The organism is Plantibacter sp., from assembly GCF_059073635.1.
Genome location: NZ_JCACOF010000009.1, coordinates 439,029 through 457,668 on the forward strand (window position 1 = coordinate 439,029; position 18,640 = coordinate 457,668).

General features: G+C 69.8%; 20 protein-coding genes and 1 tRNA gene. 5 read left to right on the plus strand and 16 right to left on the minus strand.

From position 1 onward, the window contains the following. Nucleotides 1-463: 463 nt before the first annotated feature. On the minus strand, nt 464-1,453 hold the full coding sequence (locus AC5JOC_RS12075) for a helix-turn-helix transcriptional regulator (protein ID WP_494246476.1): 990 nt from the start codon (nt 1,451-1,453) through the stop codon (nt 464-466). Nucleotides 1,454-1,549: 96 nt separating this feature from the next. On the opposite strand from AC5JOC_RS12075, the gene AC5JOC_RS12080 reads away from it, so the two are divergent. Further along, a complete protein-coding gene (locus AC5JOC_RS12080; protein WP_494246477.1) occupies nt 1,550-1,948 on the plus strand; it encodes a VOC family protein in 399 nt (132 codons plus the stop codon). A 15-nt stretch (nt 1,949-1,963) separates the two neighbouring features. Here AC5JOC_RS12080 and AC5JOC_RS12085 read toward each other — a convergent pair whose 3' ends face one another. Next, nucleotides 1,964-2,593, minus strand: coding sequence for a TetR/AcrR family transcriptional regulator (locus AC5JOC_RS12085; protein WP_494246478.1), 630 nt, complete (start codon nt 2,591-2,593; stop codon nt 1,964-1,966). Between the two features lie 86 nt (nt 2,594-2,679). On the opposite strand from AC5JOC_RS12085, the gene AC5JOC_RS12090 reads away from it, so the two are divergent. After that, entirely contained in the window at nt 2,680-3,642 is a 963-nt protein-coding gene (locus AC5JOC_RS12090) for a zinc-dependent alcohol dehydrogenase family protein (RefSeq protein ID WP_494246479.1), read from the plus strand. 34 nt (nt 3,643-3,676) lie between these two features. On the opposite strand, the gene AC5JOC_RS12095 is transcribed toward AC5JOC_RS12090, so the two are convergent. Beyond that, nucleotides 3,677-4,042 (minus strand): DoxX family protein, encoded by a 366-nt coding sequence (locus AC5JOC_RS12095; protein WP_494246480.1) that lies wholly within the window; start codon nt 4,040-4,042, stop codon nt 3,677-3,679. 116 nt (nt 4,043-4,158) lie between these two features. Here AC5JOC_RS12095 and AC5JOC_RS12100 point away from each other — a divergent pair, with 116 nt between their 5' ends. Further along, nucleotides 4,159-4,539 (plus strand): winged helix-turn-helix transcriptional regulator, encoded by a 381-nt coding sequence (locus tag AC5JOC_RS12100; protein ID WP_494246481.1) that lies wholly within the window; start codon nt 4,159-4,161, stop codon nt 4,537-4,539. 64 nt (nt 4,540-4,603) lie between these two features. On the opposite strand, the gene AC5JOC_RS12105 is transcribed toward AC5JOC_RS12100, so the two are convergent. Continuing rightward, a tRNA-Pro gene (locus AC5JOC_RS12105) sits at nt 4,604-4,680 on the minus strand. A gap of 221 nt (nt 4,681-4,901) precedes the next feature. Here AC5JOC_RS12105 and AC5JOC_RS12110 point away from each other — a divergent pair. Further along, complete coding sequence (locus AC5JOC_RS12110; protein ID WP_159878993.1) at nt 4,902-5,102, plus strand: hypothetical protein; 201 nt, start codon at nt 4,902-4,904, stop codon at nt 5,100-5,102. An 81-nt stretch (nt 5,103-5,183) separates the two neighbouring features. Here the strand turns inward: AC5JOC_RS12110 and AC5JOC_RS12115 are convergent, their stop codons facing one another. The 4 genes from AC5JOC_RS12115 to AC5JOC_RS12130 all read right to left on the minus strand — a co-directional run bounded on the left by AC5JOC_RS12115 (nt 5,184) and on the right by AC5JOC_RS12130 (nt 10,230). Beyond that, nucleotides 5,184-7,004, minus strand: a complete 1,821-nt coding sequence (locus tag AC5JOC_RS12115; protein WP_124769471.1) for a long-chain-fatty-acid--CoA ligase — start codon at nt 7,002-7,004, stop codon at nt 5,184-5,186. A gap of 154 nt (nt 7,005-7,158) precedes the next feature. Continuing rightward, a complete protein-coding gene (locus tag AC5JOC_RS12120; RefSeq protein WP_064295482.1) occupies nt 7,159-8,679 on the minus strand; it encodes a flotillin family protein in 1,521 nt (506 codons plus the stop codon). Nucleotides 8,680-8,725: 46 nt separating this feature from the next. Next, nucleotides 8,726-9,214, minus strand: a complete 489-nt coding sequence (locus AC5JOC_RS12125; RefSeq protein WP_064295483.1) for an NfeD family protein — start codon at nt 9,212-9,214, stop codon at nt 8,726-8,728. Then, nucleotides 9,211-10,230: an NUDIX domain-containing protein gene (locus AC5JOC_RS12130; protein ID WP_494246482.1), complete on the minus strand. Its 1,020-nt coding sequence runs from the start codon at nt 10,228-10,230 to the stop codon at nt 9,211-9,213. Before AC5JOC_RS12130 ends, AC5JOC_RS12125 begins: the two co-directional genes overlap by 4 nt. Before the next feature lie 146 nt (nt 10,231-10,376). Between AC5JOC_RS12130 and AC5JOC_RS12135 the strand changes: the two genes are divergently transcribed. Continuing rightward, entirely contained in the window at nt 10,377-11,024 is a 648-nt protein-coding gene (locus AC5JOC_RS12135) for a TetR/AcrR family transcriptional regulator (RefSeq protein ID WP_194644719.1), read from the plus strand. A gap of 93 nt (nt 11,025-11,117) precedes the next feature. On the opposite strand, the gene der is transcribed toward AC5JOC_RS12135, so the two are convergent. The 8 genes from der to xerD all read right to left on the minus strand — a co-directional run bounded on the left by der (nt 11,118) and on the right by xerD (nt 18,638). Further along, the gene (gene der, locus AC5JOC_RS12140) at nt 11,118-12,626 is read right to left on the minus strand and encodes a ribosome biogenesis GTPase Der (RefSeq protein WP_085514417.1); all 1,509 of its coding nucleotides are present in this window, start codon (nt 12,624-12,626) and stop codon (nt 11,118-11,120) included. Further along, the gene (cmk, locus tag AC5JOC_RS12145) at nt 12,613-13,350 is read right to left on the minus strand and encodes a (d)CMP kinase (protein ID WP_064295487.1); all 738 of its coding nucleotides are present in this window, start codon (nt 13,348-13,350) and stop codon (nt 12,613-12,615) included. The genes der and cmk overlap by 14 nt, the downstream gene beginning before the upstream one ends. An 8-nt stretch (nt 13,351-13,358) precedes the next feature. Next, nucleotides 13,359-14,459, minus strand: a complete 1,101-nt coding sequence (locus tag AC5JOC_RS12150) for a prephenate dehydrogenase (protein ID WP_159879004.1) — start codon at nt 14,457-14,459, stop codon at nt 13,359-13,361. Continuing rightward, nucleotides 14,456-15,277: a pseudouridine synthase gene (locus tag AC5JOC_RS12155; protein WP_086475416.1), complete on the minus strand. Its 822-nt coding sequence runs from the start codon at nt 15,275-15,277 to the stop codon at nt 14,456-14,458. Before AC5JOC_RS12155 ends, AC5JOC_RS12150 begins: the two co-directional genes overlap by 4 nt. Continuing rightward, entirely contained in the window at nt 15,243-15,878 is a 636-nt protein-coding gene (scpB, locus tag AC5JOC_RS12160; RefSeq protein WP_137241546.1) for an SMC-Scp complex subunit ScpB, read from the minus strand. Before scpB ends, AC5JOC_RS12155 begins: the two co-directional genes overlap by 35 nt. Continuing rightward, complete coding sequence (locus AC5JOC_RS12165; RefSeq protein ID WP_124769478.1) at nt 15,871-16,725, minus strand: segregation and condensation protein A; 855 nt, start codon at nt 16,723-16,725, stop codon at nt 15,871-15,873. Before AC5JOC_RS12165 ends, scpB begins: the two co-directional genes overlap by 8 nt. Before the next feature lie 16 nt (nt 16,726-16,741). Next, nucleotides 16,742-17,617, minus strand: a complete 876-nt coding sequence (locus AC5JOC_RS12170) for a ParA family protein (protein WP_071260744.1) — start codon at nt 17,615-17,617, stop codon at nt 16,742-16,744. An 85-nt stretch (nt 17,618-17,702) separates the two neighbouring features. Continuing rightward, nucleotides 17,703-18,638 (minus strand): site-specific tyrosine recombinase XerD, encoded by a 936-nt coding sequence (gene xerD, locus AC5JOC_RS12175; protein WP_086475418.1) that lies wholly within the window; start codon nt 18,636-18,638, stop codon nt 17,703-17,705. Between the last annotated feature and the right edge of the window lie 2 nt (nt 18,639-18,640).

The following is an 18,640-nucleotide window of genomic DNA, read 5'->3' on the forward strand; positions in this document are numbered from 1 at the left end:
ACCTCGTCGAGCCGGTGGGGTGTCTCCAGCAACCTGTCCCACCCCTGCTTCTCCCCCACCAATCTGTTGGCCGCCCAACCGGGCATGGGTCGCCAGCGGGACACCGGAGCCCGTCGCGTGGTCACCCTGCTCTCACGCCTCGGCGCCGCAGGCACGGTGTCGAGTGACGCGCAGCCTGCGCTCATGGCCGCAACGGCTTCGACCGCACGAAGCGACGAGTTCTACGGCCAGGTCCGGACCATCGGTGGCCGCCCCGCGCTCCTCCCGGCCCTGTGTCCGCCGATGCGGAACCTGGATGACGCCCAGACGGCTCTGGGACGAGTCCGAGCGGCTCATCGGTGGGTGCGCCCGCGTCTGCCCCGCCGGCCAGTTGTTCGAGTGCCCCGATACGCGCCGCGCCCGCGGCGATCGCGTCGACCAGGCCACCGGTCGCCCGCGTCGAGACGATCCGCATCGTCGCGCGCTACTCGGCGACGGGCCGCTGTTCAGCACCGCCAGCGATGCGGAACATCCGCGTCGCCGTCGCGCGCACGAGTTCACGGAGATCCTCAGGCTCGTCGATGATGACCGCGTGATCTCCCAGCCCGGCGATCACCGCTGGAAGCCAGTCGAGGCGTTTGGCTCGGATCGAGACCCGATGCCAGGCAGGTGCGTCCTCGATCGACTCCACGACGGCCACGCTCTCCGGGAAGTGGGCCCGGATCTGCGGGACGCTCGCCTGGATGCGCAACCGGACGTGCCATCGGTAGTCCGCCCCCGCGAAGCGATCGACGAGTGGAGGGCGCTCCGCTCGAGCAACCGGGCCCGGGAAGACGCCGGGCAGCGTCCGCGCCGATCGGATGCGGTCGACCCGGAAGGTGCGCTCCTCCGCTCGCTCGACGTCGAACGCGTCCAGGTACCAACGACCGGCATGGACGAGCAGGTCGAACGGATGCACCGTGCGACGCGAGGGCGTGTCCTCCGCGTCGCGGTAGCGCAGCTCCAAGGGACGTCTCGCTCGGAGCGCATCCGACACGGTGAGCAGGACGCCGGCGTCGGGCACGTCGAGGCGCGACGGGCTCAGCGCTGCGGCCTGCATGACCGCCTCGAGGCGGTCCACGGATGCGGCCGGGAGGGAGCGCCGGATCTTCGCGAGGGCGATCTGCGCTGCGACGTCCGGGGAGTCCGAGGACGATTGAGCTTCACTCAAGCCGAGGAAGACGGCGACCGCTTCCTCGTCAGTGAGCATGATCGGCGACACCCGTCGGCCGACGGCGAGGCGGTACCCGCCGTAGCGACCGCGCACCGACTCGATCGGGACATCCATGTCCACGAGACGCTGCACGGAGCGGCGCACAGTCCGTTCATCCACGCCCAACCGTTCGGCGAGCTCTGGCACGCTGCGGATCTCCGCCGACTGCAGCAACTCGAGCAGCTGCAGCGCTCGAGCAGTCGGCGAGCCGGCATGTCCCATCTCATGAGAATACCGGGCGAAAACGGTCCGGTATTGGCTCTATCGTCGTCACCGCCCCGCACCTGTGGGGGAAGACCACCAGCCAAGGAGACACGCATGCACCTCGCAGCCACCCGGATCATCACCGACGACGTCGACGCCCTGGTCGCCTTCTACGAACGGGTCACCGGTGCGACCGCGGCACGATTGCACCCACTGTTCGCCGAGGTGCGCACCGACACCGGCACGCTCGCCATCGCCAGTTCAGCGACCATCCCACTGTTGGGCGAGGACGCCGCCGCACCGCGAGCCAACCGATCCGTCATCCTCGATCTGCTCGTCGATGACGTCGACGCGGTCTACACGACGCTCCAGGGCGTCGTGGAGACGTTCGTGAACGAGCCGACGACCATGCCGTGGGGTAACCGATCGCTGCTGTTCCGCGACCCCGACGGCAACCTCGTCAACGTCTTCACCCCGACCACGGCTGACGCAAGCAAGCGGGTCGCATCGTGAACCTGGACGTGCGGCCTACGCCGGGATGACGCTCGGGATGAGTCGCGGCGCTGGAGGGAGCGGTCCGTGCCGGTCTGACGCACGCAGTCCGTCGATCACGAGCGCGGCGTAGCGTCGTGCAGCTCGGACGCGCTCCGTCTCCGTCGTACGTGAGAGTCCGCGAGCCGCGAGCAGGACCACGAGGAAGTCGTCGAGGACGAAGTCCGCGCGCAGCGCGCCGGCGTCGATGGCGCGACGAGCGACGGCGGTGATCGCGCGCACGGCCTGTTCGCGCTGGGTCCGGAAGTCGACGGCATCGGGGTAGGCGGCGAGGAACGCGTCCGTGAACCCCTGGTTCCGGGCGTTGAGGACCAGGACCTCCTCGATGATGCCGCGGAATCCACGCCAGGGGTCGACGTCCGCGAGGGCGTCGACCACGATCGAGCGGCAGGCGTCGAGCTCGTTCACGAATGCGGCTCTGACGAGATCGGCTTTGGTCGGGAACCGTCGGTAGAGGGTGGCCGGCCCGACACCGGCTCGGCGGGCGATCTCTCGCATCGTCACGTGGAGGCCGTCGGTCCCGAACAGTTCGCGGGCTGCCGCGAGGACGCGGTCACGGTTCTCCTGCGCGTCGGAACGCAGGTTCTGAGGCAGTGTCGCGGACATGTGTCTCACATTACTCAAGTGGACGGGTGCGTCCGTTACGTTTCGGGAGGCGGGTCAGATCCCCCGCCGCGAAACGGAGTGCACCCATGCGCGCAGTGATCATCCGGACCTTCGGCGACCCGAGTGGGATGGAGGTGACGGACCTGCCCGTCCCCACGCCCGGGGCCGGTGAGGTCCTCGTTCGAACGGAGGCCGCAGGCGTCGGCGGGGTCGACGTCGTGATCCGCCGGGGCGGGATCGCCGAAGCCGCCCGGGACTCGGGGATGATCCCGGGGAGTGAGGCCGCCGGCGTCATCACCGCGACCGGGCCCGACGTCGACCCCGCGTGGGTCGGTCGACGGGTCTGGGCGTTCACGGGGACCTCGGGCGCGTACGCCGAGTACGTGATCGCGCGAGCCGACGAGATCGTCGAGCTGCCGTCCGACCTGACGTCCGTCCAGGCGGTGACGCTGGGCAGCGCGTTCCCGGTCGCGCACTTCGCGCTCGAACGCGCTCGCCTGACCGAGGGCGAATCCGTCCTCGTGCGCGGGGCCGCCGGGAGTATCGGCCTGGCCGGCGTCGAGCTGGCCGCTCGTGCCGGCGCCGGCGTCATCGCCGTCACCACCTCGTCCTCCGAACGCGGGGAACGTCTGCGGGCGTTCGGTGCAACCCACGTGCTCGACCGCTCCGGCGCGGGCGATGCGGACGCCCCGGCGGAGTTCGACGTCATCCTCGACATCGTCGGCGGTCCCGATCTCCCCCGGTTCATCGAGCGGCTCTCGCCGAACGGCCGCCTGATCGCCGTGGGCGTGGTGGGCGGGTTCCCGCCCGCCGACTTCGGCACGGCTCTCCTGGCCGGCTTCCGCCGATCGATCACCTTCGGAACCCTGAGCCTCGACACCGTGCCGCGCGAGGAACTCGCGCGGGTGCGAGCCGAGGTGTTCGACGACGCCGTCCGAGGCACGCTCTCACCGGTGGTCCACGACACCCTGCCGCTGAGCGACGCAGCCGAGGCGCACCGTCTCATGGACGCCGGGGACGTGTTCGGGCGCATCGTGCTCGTCCCCTGAGTCGGCTGACGAGGCAGGCACCGATCCGCCACCGCTACAGCCAGATCGTCGCCAGCCAGATCTCGACGGCGGCGAGCACCAGCAGGGCGACGTTCAGCCCGAGTACCCGGATCTCGCCGCGACGCAGGTGCAGGGTGATGCCACCGATCTGCACGAGGACCAGTCCGACCGCCGCAGCGACGCTCAACCAGGTGAGGACGCCCACGAGCGGGGGCAGGATGAGGCCGACCACGCCCAGCACCTCGAGCAGCCCGATCACTCGAACCGCCGAGAGCGGCATGCCGTCGACCCACGCCATCATCGGGCGGAGCTGCTCTGCAGAGCGGACGAGCTTCATGCCGCCCGAGTACAGGTACAGGACCGCGAGCAGTCCTGCGACGATCCAATAGGCGATGACCATGCAGCTACCTCCGAGTGCGCGTGTGCGTCGATGGTTACGATGAGTAACCAACGCAAGTGTGGACCGGATCGGACCGGCGTACAAAAGGCACACGCGTGTGACCGAGTCCGCGAGGGGTGCCGTGTTCCGCTACGCAGAGGCTGTGTTCCGTCCGAGGCGACCAGGGCAAGGCCATCCGCTCACTCCTGGACCGCATCGCCGACAAGTGGGCGCTCCTCCTCATCGCGACGCTCCATGACGGCCCGTTCCGGTTCACCGAGCTCGAGCAGCGCATCCCGGGCATCTCCCGACGCATGCTCACCCTCACCCTCAGGAACCTGGAACGCGACGGGCTCGTCACCCGCACCACCTTCGCCGAAGTGCCGCCACGGGTCGAGTACGAGCTGACGGACCTCGCGCAGTCGCTCATCCCCCACGCGGTGGCACTCGCCGAGTGGGCCGGCGAGCACGTCCCCGTGATCGAAGCGAGTCGAACGGCATACGACGAGCGGTTCTGACCACCTGCGCCGCGCTGCGGGCCAACGAAAAAGTCCCGGAAACCAGATGGTTTCCGGGACTTCATGGTCGGGCTGACAGGATTTGAACCTGCGACCCCTTGACCCCCAGTCAAGTGCGCTACCAAGCTGCGCCACAGCCCGATGCCATCTCCGCGGGCGGAGAAGACAACTCGAACAGTCTAGCGGATTCCGAGAGCGCTCCGTGACACGGCTCCGGCGACCACAGCCCGGCCCAGACAAGCCGCACTCGTCGGGTGGGAGGTCTCCCCTGCCCACCCCCGCACGGGGCACGCTACCGTGACTCGTCCGCACCCGCGCGACAGGACGAACCGACCGATCCGGTCACCCGACGAAGGACCACCATGCGCTACAGCCACTACTGGAAAGAGGTCCGCGTCGCGGCCCTCACCGCCCTGCCCGTCGCGATCGTCTCCGGCTTCGTGCAGGTCAGCCGCAACACGCCGATCGACGACGCCATCATCGGCGGCGCCATCACCTTCGTCGCGCTGTCACTGCTCATCCCCGTCGTGCGCCACTGGCTGCACCCCGAGTCCCGCGGCTGACCACCGCGGCACGACGAAGCGCCTCCAGGCACGCATCCCACGACGTGCCGAGAGGACCGGGCAGGTGCCCGGACGCAGGCGCTACTCGGCCTTGCGATCCGCGACGAGCTGGTCGCGCACCTTGCGACGCAGCACCTTGCCGATGAGCGACGTCGGCAGCTCGTCGAGCTGCACGACCCGCTTCGGCACCTTGTACGCCGTGAGGCGGGTCCGGCAGTAGTCGCGCAGCGAGCCGGCGTCGAACACCGTCCCGGCACGCATGACCACCGCGGCCGTCACGTCCTCGCCACCGGAATCGCGCGGCAGGCCGACCACAGCGGCCGACTCGACGTCCGGGTGCGACAGGAGCGTCTCCTCCACCTCGGACGGGCTCACGTTGAACCCACCGGTGATGATGAGCTCCTTCACCCGGTCGATGACCGTCACGAAGCCGTCCGCCGACACCGTCACGATGTCGCCGGTCCGCAACCAGCCGCCCTCGAGCAACGCCTCGCGCGACTCGTCCGGACGACCCCAGTACCCCTGGAAGACCTGCGGGCCACGGAGCAGCAGCTCGCCCGACTCCCCCGCCGCACGATCGACCGTCGGGTTCTCGGGATCGACGACGCGGATCTCGGTGCTCGGGAACGGCACACCCACGGTGCCCGGCCGACGCGACGGACCGATCGGGTTGCCGAGCGCCACCGGCGACGACTCCGTCATCCCGTAGCCCTCGACGAGCAGACCGCCGGTCGCCTCCTCCCACCGCGTGACCGTCGACACCGGGAGGCTCATCGCCCCGGAGATCGCGAAGCGGACACTCGTCAGGTCGACGCCCTTGCGGCTCGAAGCACGCGACAGCGCGTCGTAGATGGGCGGCACCGCCGGCAGGAACGTCGGCGGGGACTTCTTCGCCGCCGTGAGCACCAGCTCCAGGTCGAACTTCGGGAACAGCACGAGCCGCGCCCCGATGCTCATGGCGAACGTCAGGCACAGCGTCATGCCGTAGGCGTGGAACAGCGGCAGGACTCCGTAGAAGACCTCGCCACCTTCGCTCAGGCCAGGCACCCAGGCGCGTCCCTGCTCGGCGTTCGCCCGCAGGTTGCGATGCGTCAGGATGGCACCCTTCGGTGCCCCGGTCGTCCCACTCGTGTACTGCAGGAGCGCGGTGTCGTCGAGCGTCGGACGCACGACCCGCTTCGACAGCTTCCGTCCGCCGATCAGCCGTTCCCACGGGAGCACGTGCTTCGCCGACGGGGTCGCGGTCATCGCCGCACGCGACTCGCGCGCACGCTTCACCGGCAACCGGAGCGCCAGACGCTTCGACAACGGCAGAGCCTGGGTGATGTCGACGGAGACGATCCGGCCGCGCATCACGTCGGCCGGGAGGTCGGCCACGAGGTCGTAGACCTTGTCCCACACGATCGCGACGTGCGCGCCGTGGTCCTCGAACTGATGCCGCAGCTCGCGAGCCGTGTAGAGCGGGTTGTGCTCGATGACCGTCGCACCGAGCCGGAGCGCCGCGTAGAACGCGACGACGTGCTGCGGGCAGTTCGGCAGCACGAGCGCCACGCGGTCGCCCGGCTTCACGCCGAGCTTGCGGAGCCCCTCGGCCGCTCGCGCGACCTGTTCGCCGAGCTCGCTGTAGCTCGTCTCGGCACCGAAGAACTCCAGGGCGATGCGATCACCGAAGCGCTTCACCGAGGTGTCGAGCAGGTCGACGAGCGTCTCGGTGACCTCGTCGATGTCGGCGGGCACGCCACTGGCGTAGGACGACAGCCACGGCCGCTCGGCCAGACGCTGACGCTGGGCCTCGCCGGCCTCGGTCGGCTCCGACGACTGCTCGCCCTCGCGCTGCTCGGCTGTGTTTCCTCGATGGTCCACGACGATCCTCCAGATGACACCCGTGCGCACCGCACGCATGCCTCCACCCTAGGCGGGCGCGTATGCCCGACCGGGGATGCGACCGGACCGCTTGACAAGCTCCAAAGCGACACCGGTGAATCGCCCGAGGAGTCGTGGAACAACGCCAGAAGCCGGCCACCCGAAGGCGACCGGCTCCCGATGGTCCAGCGACTCAGACGGCGTCGGGTGACGCGGGCGTCTTCGGCTGACGCTTCGCGGCCGCAGCCGCGTTGTCGGACATCGCCTGCTGGAGGTTCTCCCCCAGCGCGCCACCGGCGACCCCGCCCAGGAGGGCGGACAGGTCGAGCCCGGTGATGTCCTTGACGACCTTCGGAACCTCGCTGACCACCTGGCCGACCGTCTTCGTGACGGCCGACGCGCCCTCGGTCGAGATGACCGTGAGGTTCGAGATGTTCCCGAGCGGCTCGGACACGGCACGGGTGATCTCAGGCAGACGGGCGATGATCTCGGACGCGAGCCCGGCCTCACCGTACTTCTTCAGCGCCTCCGCCTTCGCGTCGATCGCCTCGGCCTCCGCCAGACCCTCCGCGGCCACGGCCGACGCCTTCGCGTCACCCTGGGCGCGGATACCCTCGGCCAGCGCGATCTGCTTGTCGCGCTCAGCGGTACCGGCGAGACGCACGGACTCCGCAGCCGCCTGGGCGTCCTGCACCGCCGCGACCTTGTTCGCCTCGGCGATGGTCTTGCGCTTGAACGCGTCGGCTTCCGTTGCGGCATTGGCCGCATCTCGGGCCGCCTGCGCGCGCTGGACCGTCGCGTACGCGTCGGCCTCGGCCGGCTTGCGCACCTCGATGTCGAGGCGCTCCTGCTCCACCTTCGCCTTCTCGGCGAGCGCCTCACGTTCCTGCTCCGCGACCAGGCGGTCCTGCTGAGCCGTGGCGAGCTGACCCGAGGCCTCGGCCTCGGCGTTCGCGCGGTCGGTCTCCGCCTTGATGGTCGCCTGCTTGAGGCTCAGGGCCTTCTGGCGCTCCGCGACCTGCTCCGCCGCTTCGATCCGCGCGAACTCGGACGCACGAGCGGTCTCGGCCTCCTTGATCTCCGCGTTCTGCCGGGCGAGTGCGTTCTCCGCTCGACCGAGGTCGGCGAGGTAGTTGGTGCCCGGCGTCGAGATGTCGGAGATGTTCAGCAGGTCGACCTGGAGGCCTTGCTCGGCGAGATCCGTCTTGGTCGCCTCGACCACCGCTTCGGACAGGGCGTTGCGGTTGGAGATGATCTCCTTGATCGGCATGTTGCCGATGATGGACCGCAGCGACCCTTCGAGGGACTGCTGGATGATCTGCGTCAGCGACCCCTGCTGCGAGAGGAAGCGCTGCGCGGCACGGCGCACACCCTCCGGCGTGCCGGACACCTTGAAGTTCACGCTCGCCTGGATGGCGACCTTGATGAAGTTCGTGTCGACGCCCTCCACGACGATGCCGATCTGGCGCTGCTCGAGCGAGATCGGGAAGCCCTGCTGCAGGATCGGCCAGATGAACACGCGCCCACCGATGACGACGCGCTGCCCGCCATCGGGCTCACCCGTCTTGGCGCCGGCCCCCCGACCGACGATGACGAGCGCCTGGTTCGGCGGTACGCGCTTGATCCGTCCGGCGACGAACGCGACGATCGCGAGCGCCACCACGACGAGTGCGATCACGGCGATCACCGTGATGTTGGTGGTGATGAAGTCCATAGGGCAGGTGCCTTCCCCTCGAGGGCGTGCTGGTGGATGGATGGAATCAGGGCTGCGTGTCGGCAGCGGCTCCGCTCGATGCGGGTTCGACCTTGACGCGGGAGCCCTGGAGCTCGACCACGCGGATTCGACTGCCGGTCTCGATCCGGGTGTCGGAGAAGGCGAGGCGCGTCTCGATCTCGTGCGGACCGTCGAGGCTCACCTCGCCGAAGGAGGCCGAGATGGTCGACCGGGCGACGCCGTAGAGACCGAGCGGTGAACTCGGCGTGCCGTCCTCCGAGCGCTTGAAACTCCGGATCATCAGCTGGACGCCGACAAGCACGAGGACACCGATGACGGCCGAGATGACGTACGCGGACCAGACGGGCAGCCCGTTCGCGAGCACGATCGCACCGACCGCACCGAAGACGGTGAACGCGCTCCCGAGCGCGGTGGCCGAGACCGCCCCGTCCAGGAAGTCGAAGATCTCACCGAAGACCAAGGAGATGAGGACGATCACGAGACCGACGGCGCCGACGATGATGAACAGGGTCATGGCACCAACCCTACTGAACGCCCAGGCGGCGTGCGGGAAAGCGGTCTCCCGTGACGGCGCCGACGGTCTGCAGGCTCCTGTGGAGCGACTGCCGCTGCCCTCAGCTGACTTGCGTCGAGCAGCTCCGTCAGCCAGCCGGCACCGCGCGTCGTCGCGCCCAGACCCTCGACGCGTTCCCGCAGCTCACGGTCCGAGGTGACCACGACGACCGCGCCGTCGAGCCCACGGACGACGTCCACGATCGCGTCGTCGCCACTCCCCGCCGCGTCGACGACCGAGACGCCCGCCCGCAGCTCGTGCCCGGGCTCTCGCACGTCGTCATCGGTGTGGACGCCGCGGGCCTGTCCTTCGACGACGGCGACGTAGGCCGGCCACCAGCGGTTGAAGTCGAGGTCGAGCGCCTGGGCGTCGAGTCCCTCGTGCGCGAGGCGGCCGAGTCGCGCGACGAACCGCTGCGCGGCTCCGGCACGGTCCTTCCACCACCCGTCCGGTCGCGACCCGACGACGTTCGCGACGTCGACGACGACCGTGACGCGGCGCTCGAGCTGCGACCGCAGGCCCGGCCACGAATCGGCGAAGCCGGGGTGCAGGGGCAACGCCTCGACCTCGGCGAGCGGCACCCAGGCGAGGGCGATGCTCTCCGGGTCGGAGACCACGGGTTCGAACGGCTCGACCGCCTCGACGATCACCGTCGTGTACGACCAGAACCCGAGATCGAGCACGGAGTCGAACCGCAGCTCGATCGACTCGGCGGGGACACCCGCCTCCTCGTGCGACTCGCGGACCGCGCCGTCGACAGCGCTTTCGAACTGGTGACGCGCGCCTCCCGGGATGCCCCAGGTGCCGCCGAAGTGGCTCCAACCGGCCCGATGCTGCAACAGCACGCCGCGCGCTCGATCGTGCACCAGGAGTCCGGCTGCACCGAACCGCCCCCAGTACTTCCGGCCGTCTCCGGATTCGACCCAGGCATCCCCGGCGTCCCGGACGGGGCCGCCGGGAGGATGCGCATCAGTCATTGGACCAGCCTGGCACGAAACGCTGTGCGCCACCCCCTTGCCCAGGGTCATCTCCACCGCACGTGCGGAATATGTTATATATTGAACTCCAGTATTGCATCGGCCGCGCTCGCGCCCGCCGCACCGAACCCACGCGAAGGACCCTCATGGATGCACGTCAACGCCGGACGCGGGCACGGCTCGCGCGCACGATCCTGCAACTCGCCGCAGAACGCCCCACCTCCGAGATCTCCGTCTCGGAGATCGCCGCACGCGCCGGCATCAACCGATCGACCTTCTACCAGCACGCGGCGGCGCCGTGCGAGCTGCTCGAATCGGTCCTCGCCGAGGAGCTCACGGAACTGAGCATGACCCACCTGGCGACCGTCTCCGCGGACGACGCCCCGGCGGCGATCACCCGGGCCACGGTCGCCGCGCTCCGCCACATCGACGAGCGCGCCGACATCTACCGCGTCGGTCTCGGCGACGACCTCATCGGCGCGAGTCTGCAGCCCATGCTCAACCGGGTCTTCACCTCGACGGTGCTCGACATCTTCGAGCGCGGGGCGATCACCCTCCCCCACGCCGAATGCCTGAGCGAGGAGCAGCGCGAGTTGTTCATGCGATCAGCGGCGCACTTCGTCGCCGCGGGCTCCGTCGCGAGCTTCCGCGTCTGGCTCGACACCCCAGCACCACGCGACGTCGAGTCGTTCCTCGAGGTCATCGGCGAACTGCTCCCGAGCTGGTGGCCGTTCGAGACCGAACACGGGCCCGCCCTGGCGCCCGCGGACGAATCCGCCCTCGCTCGCTCCTGATCACGCCTCGACCAGGACGACGAAGGCCCGGGACCACTCCATGGAGTGGTCCCGGGCCTTCGTCGTCGCCGTCCGGCAGACGGACGCGGTGGATCAGCGCTGGCGCTTCTCGCGGACGCGCATGTTGACGTTGATCGGCGTGCCCTCGAAGCCCCAGATCTCGCGCAGGCGACGGATCACGTAGCGACGGTAACCGGGGTCGAGGAAGCCGGTCGTGAAGAGCACGAAGGTCGGCGGGCGGCTCGCGGCCTGCGTGCCGAACAGGATGCGGGGCTGCTTGCCACCACGCAGCGGGTGCGGGTGCGCCGCCGTGAGCTCGGCGAGGAAGGCGTTGAACTTGCCGGTGGGGATACGCATGTCCCACGACTCGAGTGCGACCTCGAGGGCCGGGACGAGACGCTCCAGGTGGCGGCCCGTCCGCGCGGAGATGTTGACGCGCGGCGCCCACGACACGTGCGAGAGGTCCTGCTCGATCTCGCGCTCCAGGTACTTCCGGCGTTCGTCGTCGAGCTGGTCCCACTTGTTGAAGGCGAGCACGAGGGCGCGACCGCTCTCGAGGACGAGGTCGATGATCCGCACGTCCTGCTCGCTGATCACCTCGGTGACGTCGATGAGGACGACGGCCACCTCGGCCTTCTCGAGCGCCGTGCTCGTGCGGAGCGACGCGTAGAAGTCGGCACCCTGCGACAGGTGCACGCGACGACGGATACCGGCGGTGTCGACGAAGCGCCAGATCTTGCCGCCGAGCTCGATCTGCTCGTCGACCGGGTCGCGGGTGGTCCCGGCGAGGTCGTTGACGACGACGCGCTCCTCGCCTGCGGTCTTGTTGAGCAGGCTGGACTTGCCGACGTTCGGGCGTCCGAGGATCGCGACGCGGCGGGGGCCGCCGAACTCGTCCTTCGCGACGGCCGAGACCTGCGGGAGGACCTTGAGGATCTTGTCGAGGAGGTCGGCGACACCACGGCCGTGGATCGCGGAGACCGGGTGGGGCTCGCCGAGGCCGAGGTTCCAGAGCGCCGCGGCCTCCGGCTCCTGACGGGCGTCGTCGACCTTGTTGGCGACGAGGAAGACGGGGCGTCCGGTCTTGCGGAGCAGCTTGACGACCTGCTCGTCGGTCGCCGTGGCGCCGACCATGGCGTCGACCACGAAGATCACGACGTCGGAGAGGTCGATGGCGATCTCGGCCTGGGCCGCGACGGACGCGTCGATCCCCTTGGCGTCGGGCTCCCACCCACCGGTGTCGACGACCGTGAAGCGACGGTCGTTCCACTCGGCCTTGTAGTTGACGCGGTCGCGGGTGACACCGGGGGTGTCCTCCACGACGGCCTCACGACGGCCGAGGATGCGGTTCACCAGCGCGGACTTGCCCACGTTCGGGCGACCGACGATCGCCACGACGGGCAGCGCCGGCAGGAAGCGGATCTCGTCCGGGTCCTCCGTCGCGCCGTCGAGGATGTCGAGGTCGTCGCCCTCGAGGTCGTAGTCGGCCAGGCCGGAGCGGAGGGACGCGGCCCGCTGGGTCGCGAGCTCCTCGTCCATGTCCTGGAGGCGGTCCGCGAGGTCGTCGGGGCCTCCGTCGAACTGCTCGTCATCGTGAGCCATGGGAGTTCCTTGCTGTGAGGGATTCGGTGACGCGGACGACCGCGTCGACCGTCTCGTCGAAGTCGATGTGCGTGGAGTCGACCGTGGTCACTCCGTCCGCCGCGTTCATGAAGTCGACGACCCTGGAGTCCGCCCGATCACGCCGCTGCAGTTGTTCCGCGACGTCGCCGGCAGGGTGGCTCTCGAATTCCGCTGAACGCCTGGCCATTCTAGCCGCTTCGGATGCCGTGAGCAGGATCCGAGCCTGAGCATCCGGTGCGACCACCGTGGTGATGTCGCGTCCCTCGACGACGATGCCCGGGCGGTCGACGTCGGCGATGAGCGATCGGAAGGTCTCGTTGATCCACGCACGCACCTCCGGGACACGGGCGACGGCGGACACGACGGCCGTCACGCGAGGGCCGCGGATCTCGTCGGTGACGTCGCGATCCCCGAGCGTGAACGCGGTCACGTCCGGGTCGAGGGAGACGGTGAAGGCGCCACCGAACGCGTCGAGCGAGCCGATCACCGCCGCCGAGTCCTCGGGGTCGACGTCCGCATCGAGCGTGTGGAGCGCGAGCGCGCGGTACCAGGCGCCCGTGTCGAGGTAGCGGTAGCCGAGCCGACGGGCGACGGCCTTGCTCACGCTGGACTTGCCGCTGCCGGCCGGTCCGTCGATCGCGACCACGACGGGTGCGTCCGGCGTCGTCGACGCGTCGGTGCTGGTGGGGTGCTGTTCGGTCATGTCTCTTCCTATACTTCCGCGATGCGCCAGCCGCGCGACTCGAGGTCGTCGACGGTGCGCTGCTTGACCTCGGGGAGGACCTGGACCTCCGCGAGACCGATGTTCGCGCCGGGCGAGTGCTCCAGACGCAGGTCTTCGATGTTGACGCCGATCTCGCCGAGCTCCGTGAACAGGGCGCCCAGCTGGCCGGGGCGGTCGTCGAGGAGGACGACGATGCTCGCGAACCGGCGGTTCTGGCCGTGCTTGCCGGGGAGCCGTGCGACGCCGGTGTTGCCGGCGGCGATCGTGTCCGCGATCGTGCGGCGAGCGCCCGGCACCTCCGGGTCCCGGAGTGCCGAGATGACCGACGCGAGGTCGGTGGACAGCTGCTCCAGCACCGGGAGGACCTCGGCGTGGTTGGCGCTGAGGATCTGGACCCAGAGCTCCGGTGCGCTCGAGGCGATGCGGACGGTGTCGCGCAGGCCCTGTCCGGCGAGCTGGATGGCGCCCTCCTCGGCGTCCTGCAGCTGGGCGGCCAGGAGGCTCGCGACGAGTTGCGGCGTGTGCGAGACGAGCGCGACGAAGCGGTCGTGTTCGTCCGGCGTCATCTCCATCGGGATGGTGCCGAGGTCGAGCGCGAGGCCCTCCACCTGCGACAGCGCCCAGGCGGGTGTCTCGGCGTCGCGGCAGATCACCCAGGGGCGGCCGAGGAAGAGGTCGGCTCTCGCGGAGATCGCTCCCCCGCGCTCACGGCCGGCGAGCGGGTGGGAACCGATGTACCGGGTGAGGTCGACGCCGCGCTCGAGCAGTGCCCGGTACGGTTCGAGCTTCACGCTCGCGACGTCGGTCACGACGGCGCGCGGGAACGCGGCGAGTTCGGCCTCGATGACGCGGGCGGTGACGTCCGGTGGGACGCAGATGACGACGACGGACGGGTCGTCGGTGGGTTCCGCCGCACGACCCGCGCCGTAGTCGATGGCGAGGCGCAACTGGCTGGGCGACGCGTCGTCGAGGATGATGTCGACGCCCTTGGCGCGCAGCGCGAGTCCGATGCTCGCGCCGAGGAGGCCGGCTCCGACGATGCGGACCGACCCCTGCACGCGCGCGGGCGCGGAACTCAGGTCGCTCATGCCGTCGGCTCCGACGCCTCCGCTGCCGTGCCGTCGGCCGCGCGGGCTTCAGGACCGTGAGCGCGGGCGATGGTCAGGATGGCGCCGAGTTCGTCCTTGCTCAGCTCGCGCAGCTGGCCGGATCCGAGGGTCCCGAGGTGCAGGGGGCCGAACTGACGGCGCACGAGGTCGACGACCGGGTGGCCGACGGCGTCGAGCATGCGACGGACGATGCGGTTCCGCCCGGAGTGCAGCGTGAGCTCCACGAGGCTGAACCCGTCCTCGGTGCCGAGCAGGCGGGCCTTGTCGGCGGAGATCGGTCCGTCCTCGAGTTCGATGCCCGCGGTCAGCTTCGCGAGGACCTGCGCGGTCACCTTGCCGGTGACCTTCGCGATGTACGTCTTCTGCACACCGAACGACGGGTGCGCGAGCACGTGCGCGAGGTCGCCGTCGTTGGTGAGGATGAGCAGACCGCTCGTCTCGGCGTCGAGGCGGCCCACGTTGAAGAGCCGTTCCTCGTACTGCTCGGTGAAGCGGCGCAGGTCGGGGCGACCGCGGTCGTCCTTCAGCGAGCTGTAGATGCCCACCGGCTTGTTGAGCATGAGGTAGCGCTTCGAGGCGTCGAGCTGGATGGCGCTGCCGTCGACGGACACGAGGTCGTGCTCCGGATCGATCCGCGAGCCGAGCTCGGTGACGACGACGCCGTTCACCTCCACACGGCCGTCCTCGATGAGTTGCTCAGACACGCGCCTCGAGGCGACGCCGGCGTTCGCCAGCACCTTCTGCAAGCGGATGCCCTCTGATTCAGTGCTGGTCACTGTCGAATCCTTCCCGGCCATCGTCGAGCAACGGCGAGATCCGCGGCAGCTCCTCGATGGCGTTGATACCAAGTTGGGTGAGCAGGAGATCGGTGGTGCCGTAGTTGATGGCACCCGTCTCACTGTCGGTGAACATCTCCGTGATGAGTCCGCGTCCGAGGAGGGTGCGGACGACGGAGTCGACGTTGACGGCGCGGATCGAGGCGATCGCGCCGCGGCTGATCGGCTGCTTGTAGGCGATCACGGCCAGGGTCTCGAGCGCCGCCTGCGACAGCTTCGTCGGGTTCTGGGTCACGACGTAGTCGGTGACGAGCGCGTCGTAGTCGGCTCGGACGTAGATCCGCCAGCCGCCGCCGACCTCGCGGAGTTCGAACCCGCGTCGGACGCCACCGCGTTCGCCGTCGTAGTCGGCGACGAGTTCGGCGATGGCCCGTCGGACGGCGCCGACCGGAACGTGCACGGCGGCGGCGAGGTTCACGAGGCTCTGCGGTTCGTCGGCGACCATGAGGATCGCCTCGAGCGCCCGCGGGACGTCCGGTGCGGGCACCGGCGCGGGCTCGGCCGGCAGGCCCTGGGCGGCGTCCGTCGGCCGCTCGATCGACTCGGGTGTCGCGTCAGGCATCGTAATCGGCTCCCAGGTTGGCGAGGCTGTCGTCGTTCCAGGTCTCGGCCGTCCAGCGGAGCGTGAGCTCGCCGAGCGGTTCGATCTGCTCGAAGGACAGCGCGGCGTGTCGGTACAGTTCGAGCACGGCGATGAAGCGCGCGATGACCACGCCCTTCAGCTCCGCACCGGCCACGAGCTCGCGGAAGGTGTGGGACCCGCCGCGGCGCAGGATGGCGACGACGTGCGCCGCCTGTTCCCGGATGCTCACGAGCGGTGCGTGCAGGTGGTCGAGGCCCACGGTCGGCACCTCGCGCGGCGTGAACGCGAGCGTCGCGAGTGCGCCGAAGTCCTGCGCGGTCAGCGTCCAGACGAGTTCCGGGGTCTGCTGACGGTACTGCTCCTCCAGCCGGACCGCCCGGAAGTGGCGCGCCGCCTCCAGGTCGAGGCGCTCCGCGAACCACGCCGACGCCTGCTTGAACGCGCGGTACTGCAGCAGGCGGGCGAACAGCAGGTCCCGCGCCTCCAGCAGGGCGACGTCCTCCGCGTCCACGAGCTCACCCTGCGGCAGCAGCCCCGCGATCTTGAGGTCGAGCAGGGTGGCCGCGACGACGAGGAACTCGCTCGCCTGGTCGAGTTCGTCGTCGGCCTCGAGCGTGCGCAGGTAGGCGATGAACTCGTCGGTCACGCGGCTGAGCGAGACCTCGGTGATGTCGAGTTCGTGCTTGCCGATGAGGGTCAGCAGGAGGTCGAAGGGCCCTTCGAAGCCCTCGAACGACACCCGGAACGACGGTGCCGGTGTTGGGTCGACGGTCGTCGCCTCAGCGGAGCGCGAGCCGGTGTCGCCGGCCGGAGGGAGGACGGCCACGGGCGTCCGCGCGGGATCAGGCGATCGCGCCACGGGAGATGAGCTCTCTCGCGAGCTGACGGTAGGCCTTCGCGGCGGCGTGCTCCGGTGCGAACTCGGTGATCGGGGTTCCGGCGACGCTCGCGTCGGGGAACTTCACGGTCCGTCCGATGACCGTCTCGAGGACCTTCTCGCCGAACGCGTCGACGACGCGCTCGAGGACCTCACGCGAGTGCAGGGTCCGGGAGTCGTACATGGTGGCGAGGATGCCGTCGAGCTCGATCGCCGGGTTGAGGCGGTCGCGCACCTTGTCGATGGTCTCGATGAGCAGCGCGACACCGCGGAGCGCGAAGAACTCGCACTCGAGCGGGATGAGGACCCCGTGGCTGGCGGTGAGGGCGTTGACCGTGAGCAGGCCGAGCGAGGGCTGGCAGTCGATCAGGATGACGTCGTAGTCGTCGGACACCTTGCGGAGCACCCGGGCCAGGATCGTCTCGCGCGCGACCTCGTTGACGAGGTGGACCTCGGCGGCCGAGAGGTCGATGTTGGCCGGGAGCACGTCGAGACCCTCGATGGCGGTGTGCTGGATGACCTCGGCCGGGTCCTTCACGGTGCCGAGCAGCAGGTCGTACACGGTGTTGGAGTCGTGGGTGGAGATGCCGAGACCGGCGGACAGCGCACCCTGCGGGTCGAAGTCGACGACGAGCACCCGGCGGCCGTATTCGGCCAGCGCGGCGGACAGACTGATGGTGGTCGTCGTCTTGCCGACGCCACCCTTCTGGTTGCAGAGCGAGATGATGCGTGCCGGACCGTGCTGCGCCAGCGTGGGCGGCACCGCGAACTCACGACGCGGGCGGCCGGTCGGGCCGTTCGGGTTCAGTTCGGCGGCGGTCTTGCGCGCAGAATCCTGCACTGCGCTCGTGTGCTTCGTACCGGCCACCGGTGTTGCCTCGCTCCCGCTTGCTGTCGTTCGAGTGACGAGTCTACCGGGCCACGGGTCAGGCCTGCGGTGCCGCTCCGCCCGTGGTCCATCTGGCCCGGGGATGGGACTGCGTGTACACGTCGCGGAGGTTGTCGACCGTCACCAGCGTGTACAGCTGCGTCGTCGCCACCGAGGAGTGACCGAGGAGTTCCTGCACGACGCGGACGTCGGCTCCGCCCTGCAGGAGGTGCGTCGCGAAGGAGTGTCGGAGGGTGTGCGGCGAGACGTGCGATTCGAGTCCTGCGCGCTCGGCGGCGCGTTGGAGGACGAGCCACGCGCTCTGCCGGGACAGCCGCGCACCGCGCTGCCCGAGGAAGAGCGCCGGCGTGGACCGGCCGAGGCCGGAGAAGACCGGCCGGACGCGCACGAGGTAGCGGTCGACGGCGTCACGGGCGAAGCTGCCGAGCGGCACGATCCGCTGCTTGCCGCCCTTGCCGAGGAGCCGGACGATGTCGGTGTCGATGACGTCGTCGACGTTCAGGCCGACGGCCTCGGAGACGCGGGCTCCTGTCGCGTAGAGCAGTTCGAGGAGCGCCTTGTCGCGGACGGCGAGCAGGTCGTCGCCGTCGGTCGTCTCGAGCAGCGCGCGGACCTGGTCGATCGTGATCGCCTTCGGGAGCCGTCCCGGGAGCTTCGGCGGGCGTACCTCGCGCGCGACGTCGACCTCGACGAGCTGTTCGTCGAGCAGGAACCGGTGGAGACCACGGATCGACGACAGCACCCTGGCGAGCGAGGACGCGCGCACCGGCTGACCCTCCGGTGTCCGGAGCGACGCCGTGTACTCCGACACGTGCGCGGCGGTGACGGCCGGTGCCTCGACGACACCGTGCGCGCCGAGCCAGGCGAGGTAGCCCTCGAGATCCCGCCGGTAGGCGGCCTGCGTGTTGGCCGACAGGCCGCGCTCGATCGCGATGTGCCGCAGGTAGTCGGCGACCGCGCGATCGAGCGCCACGC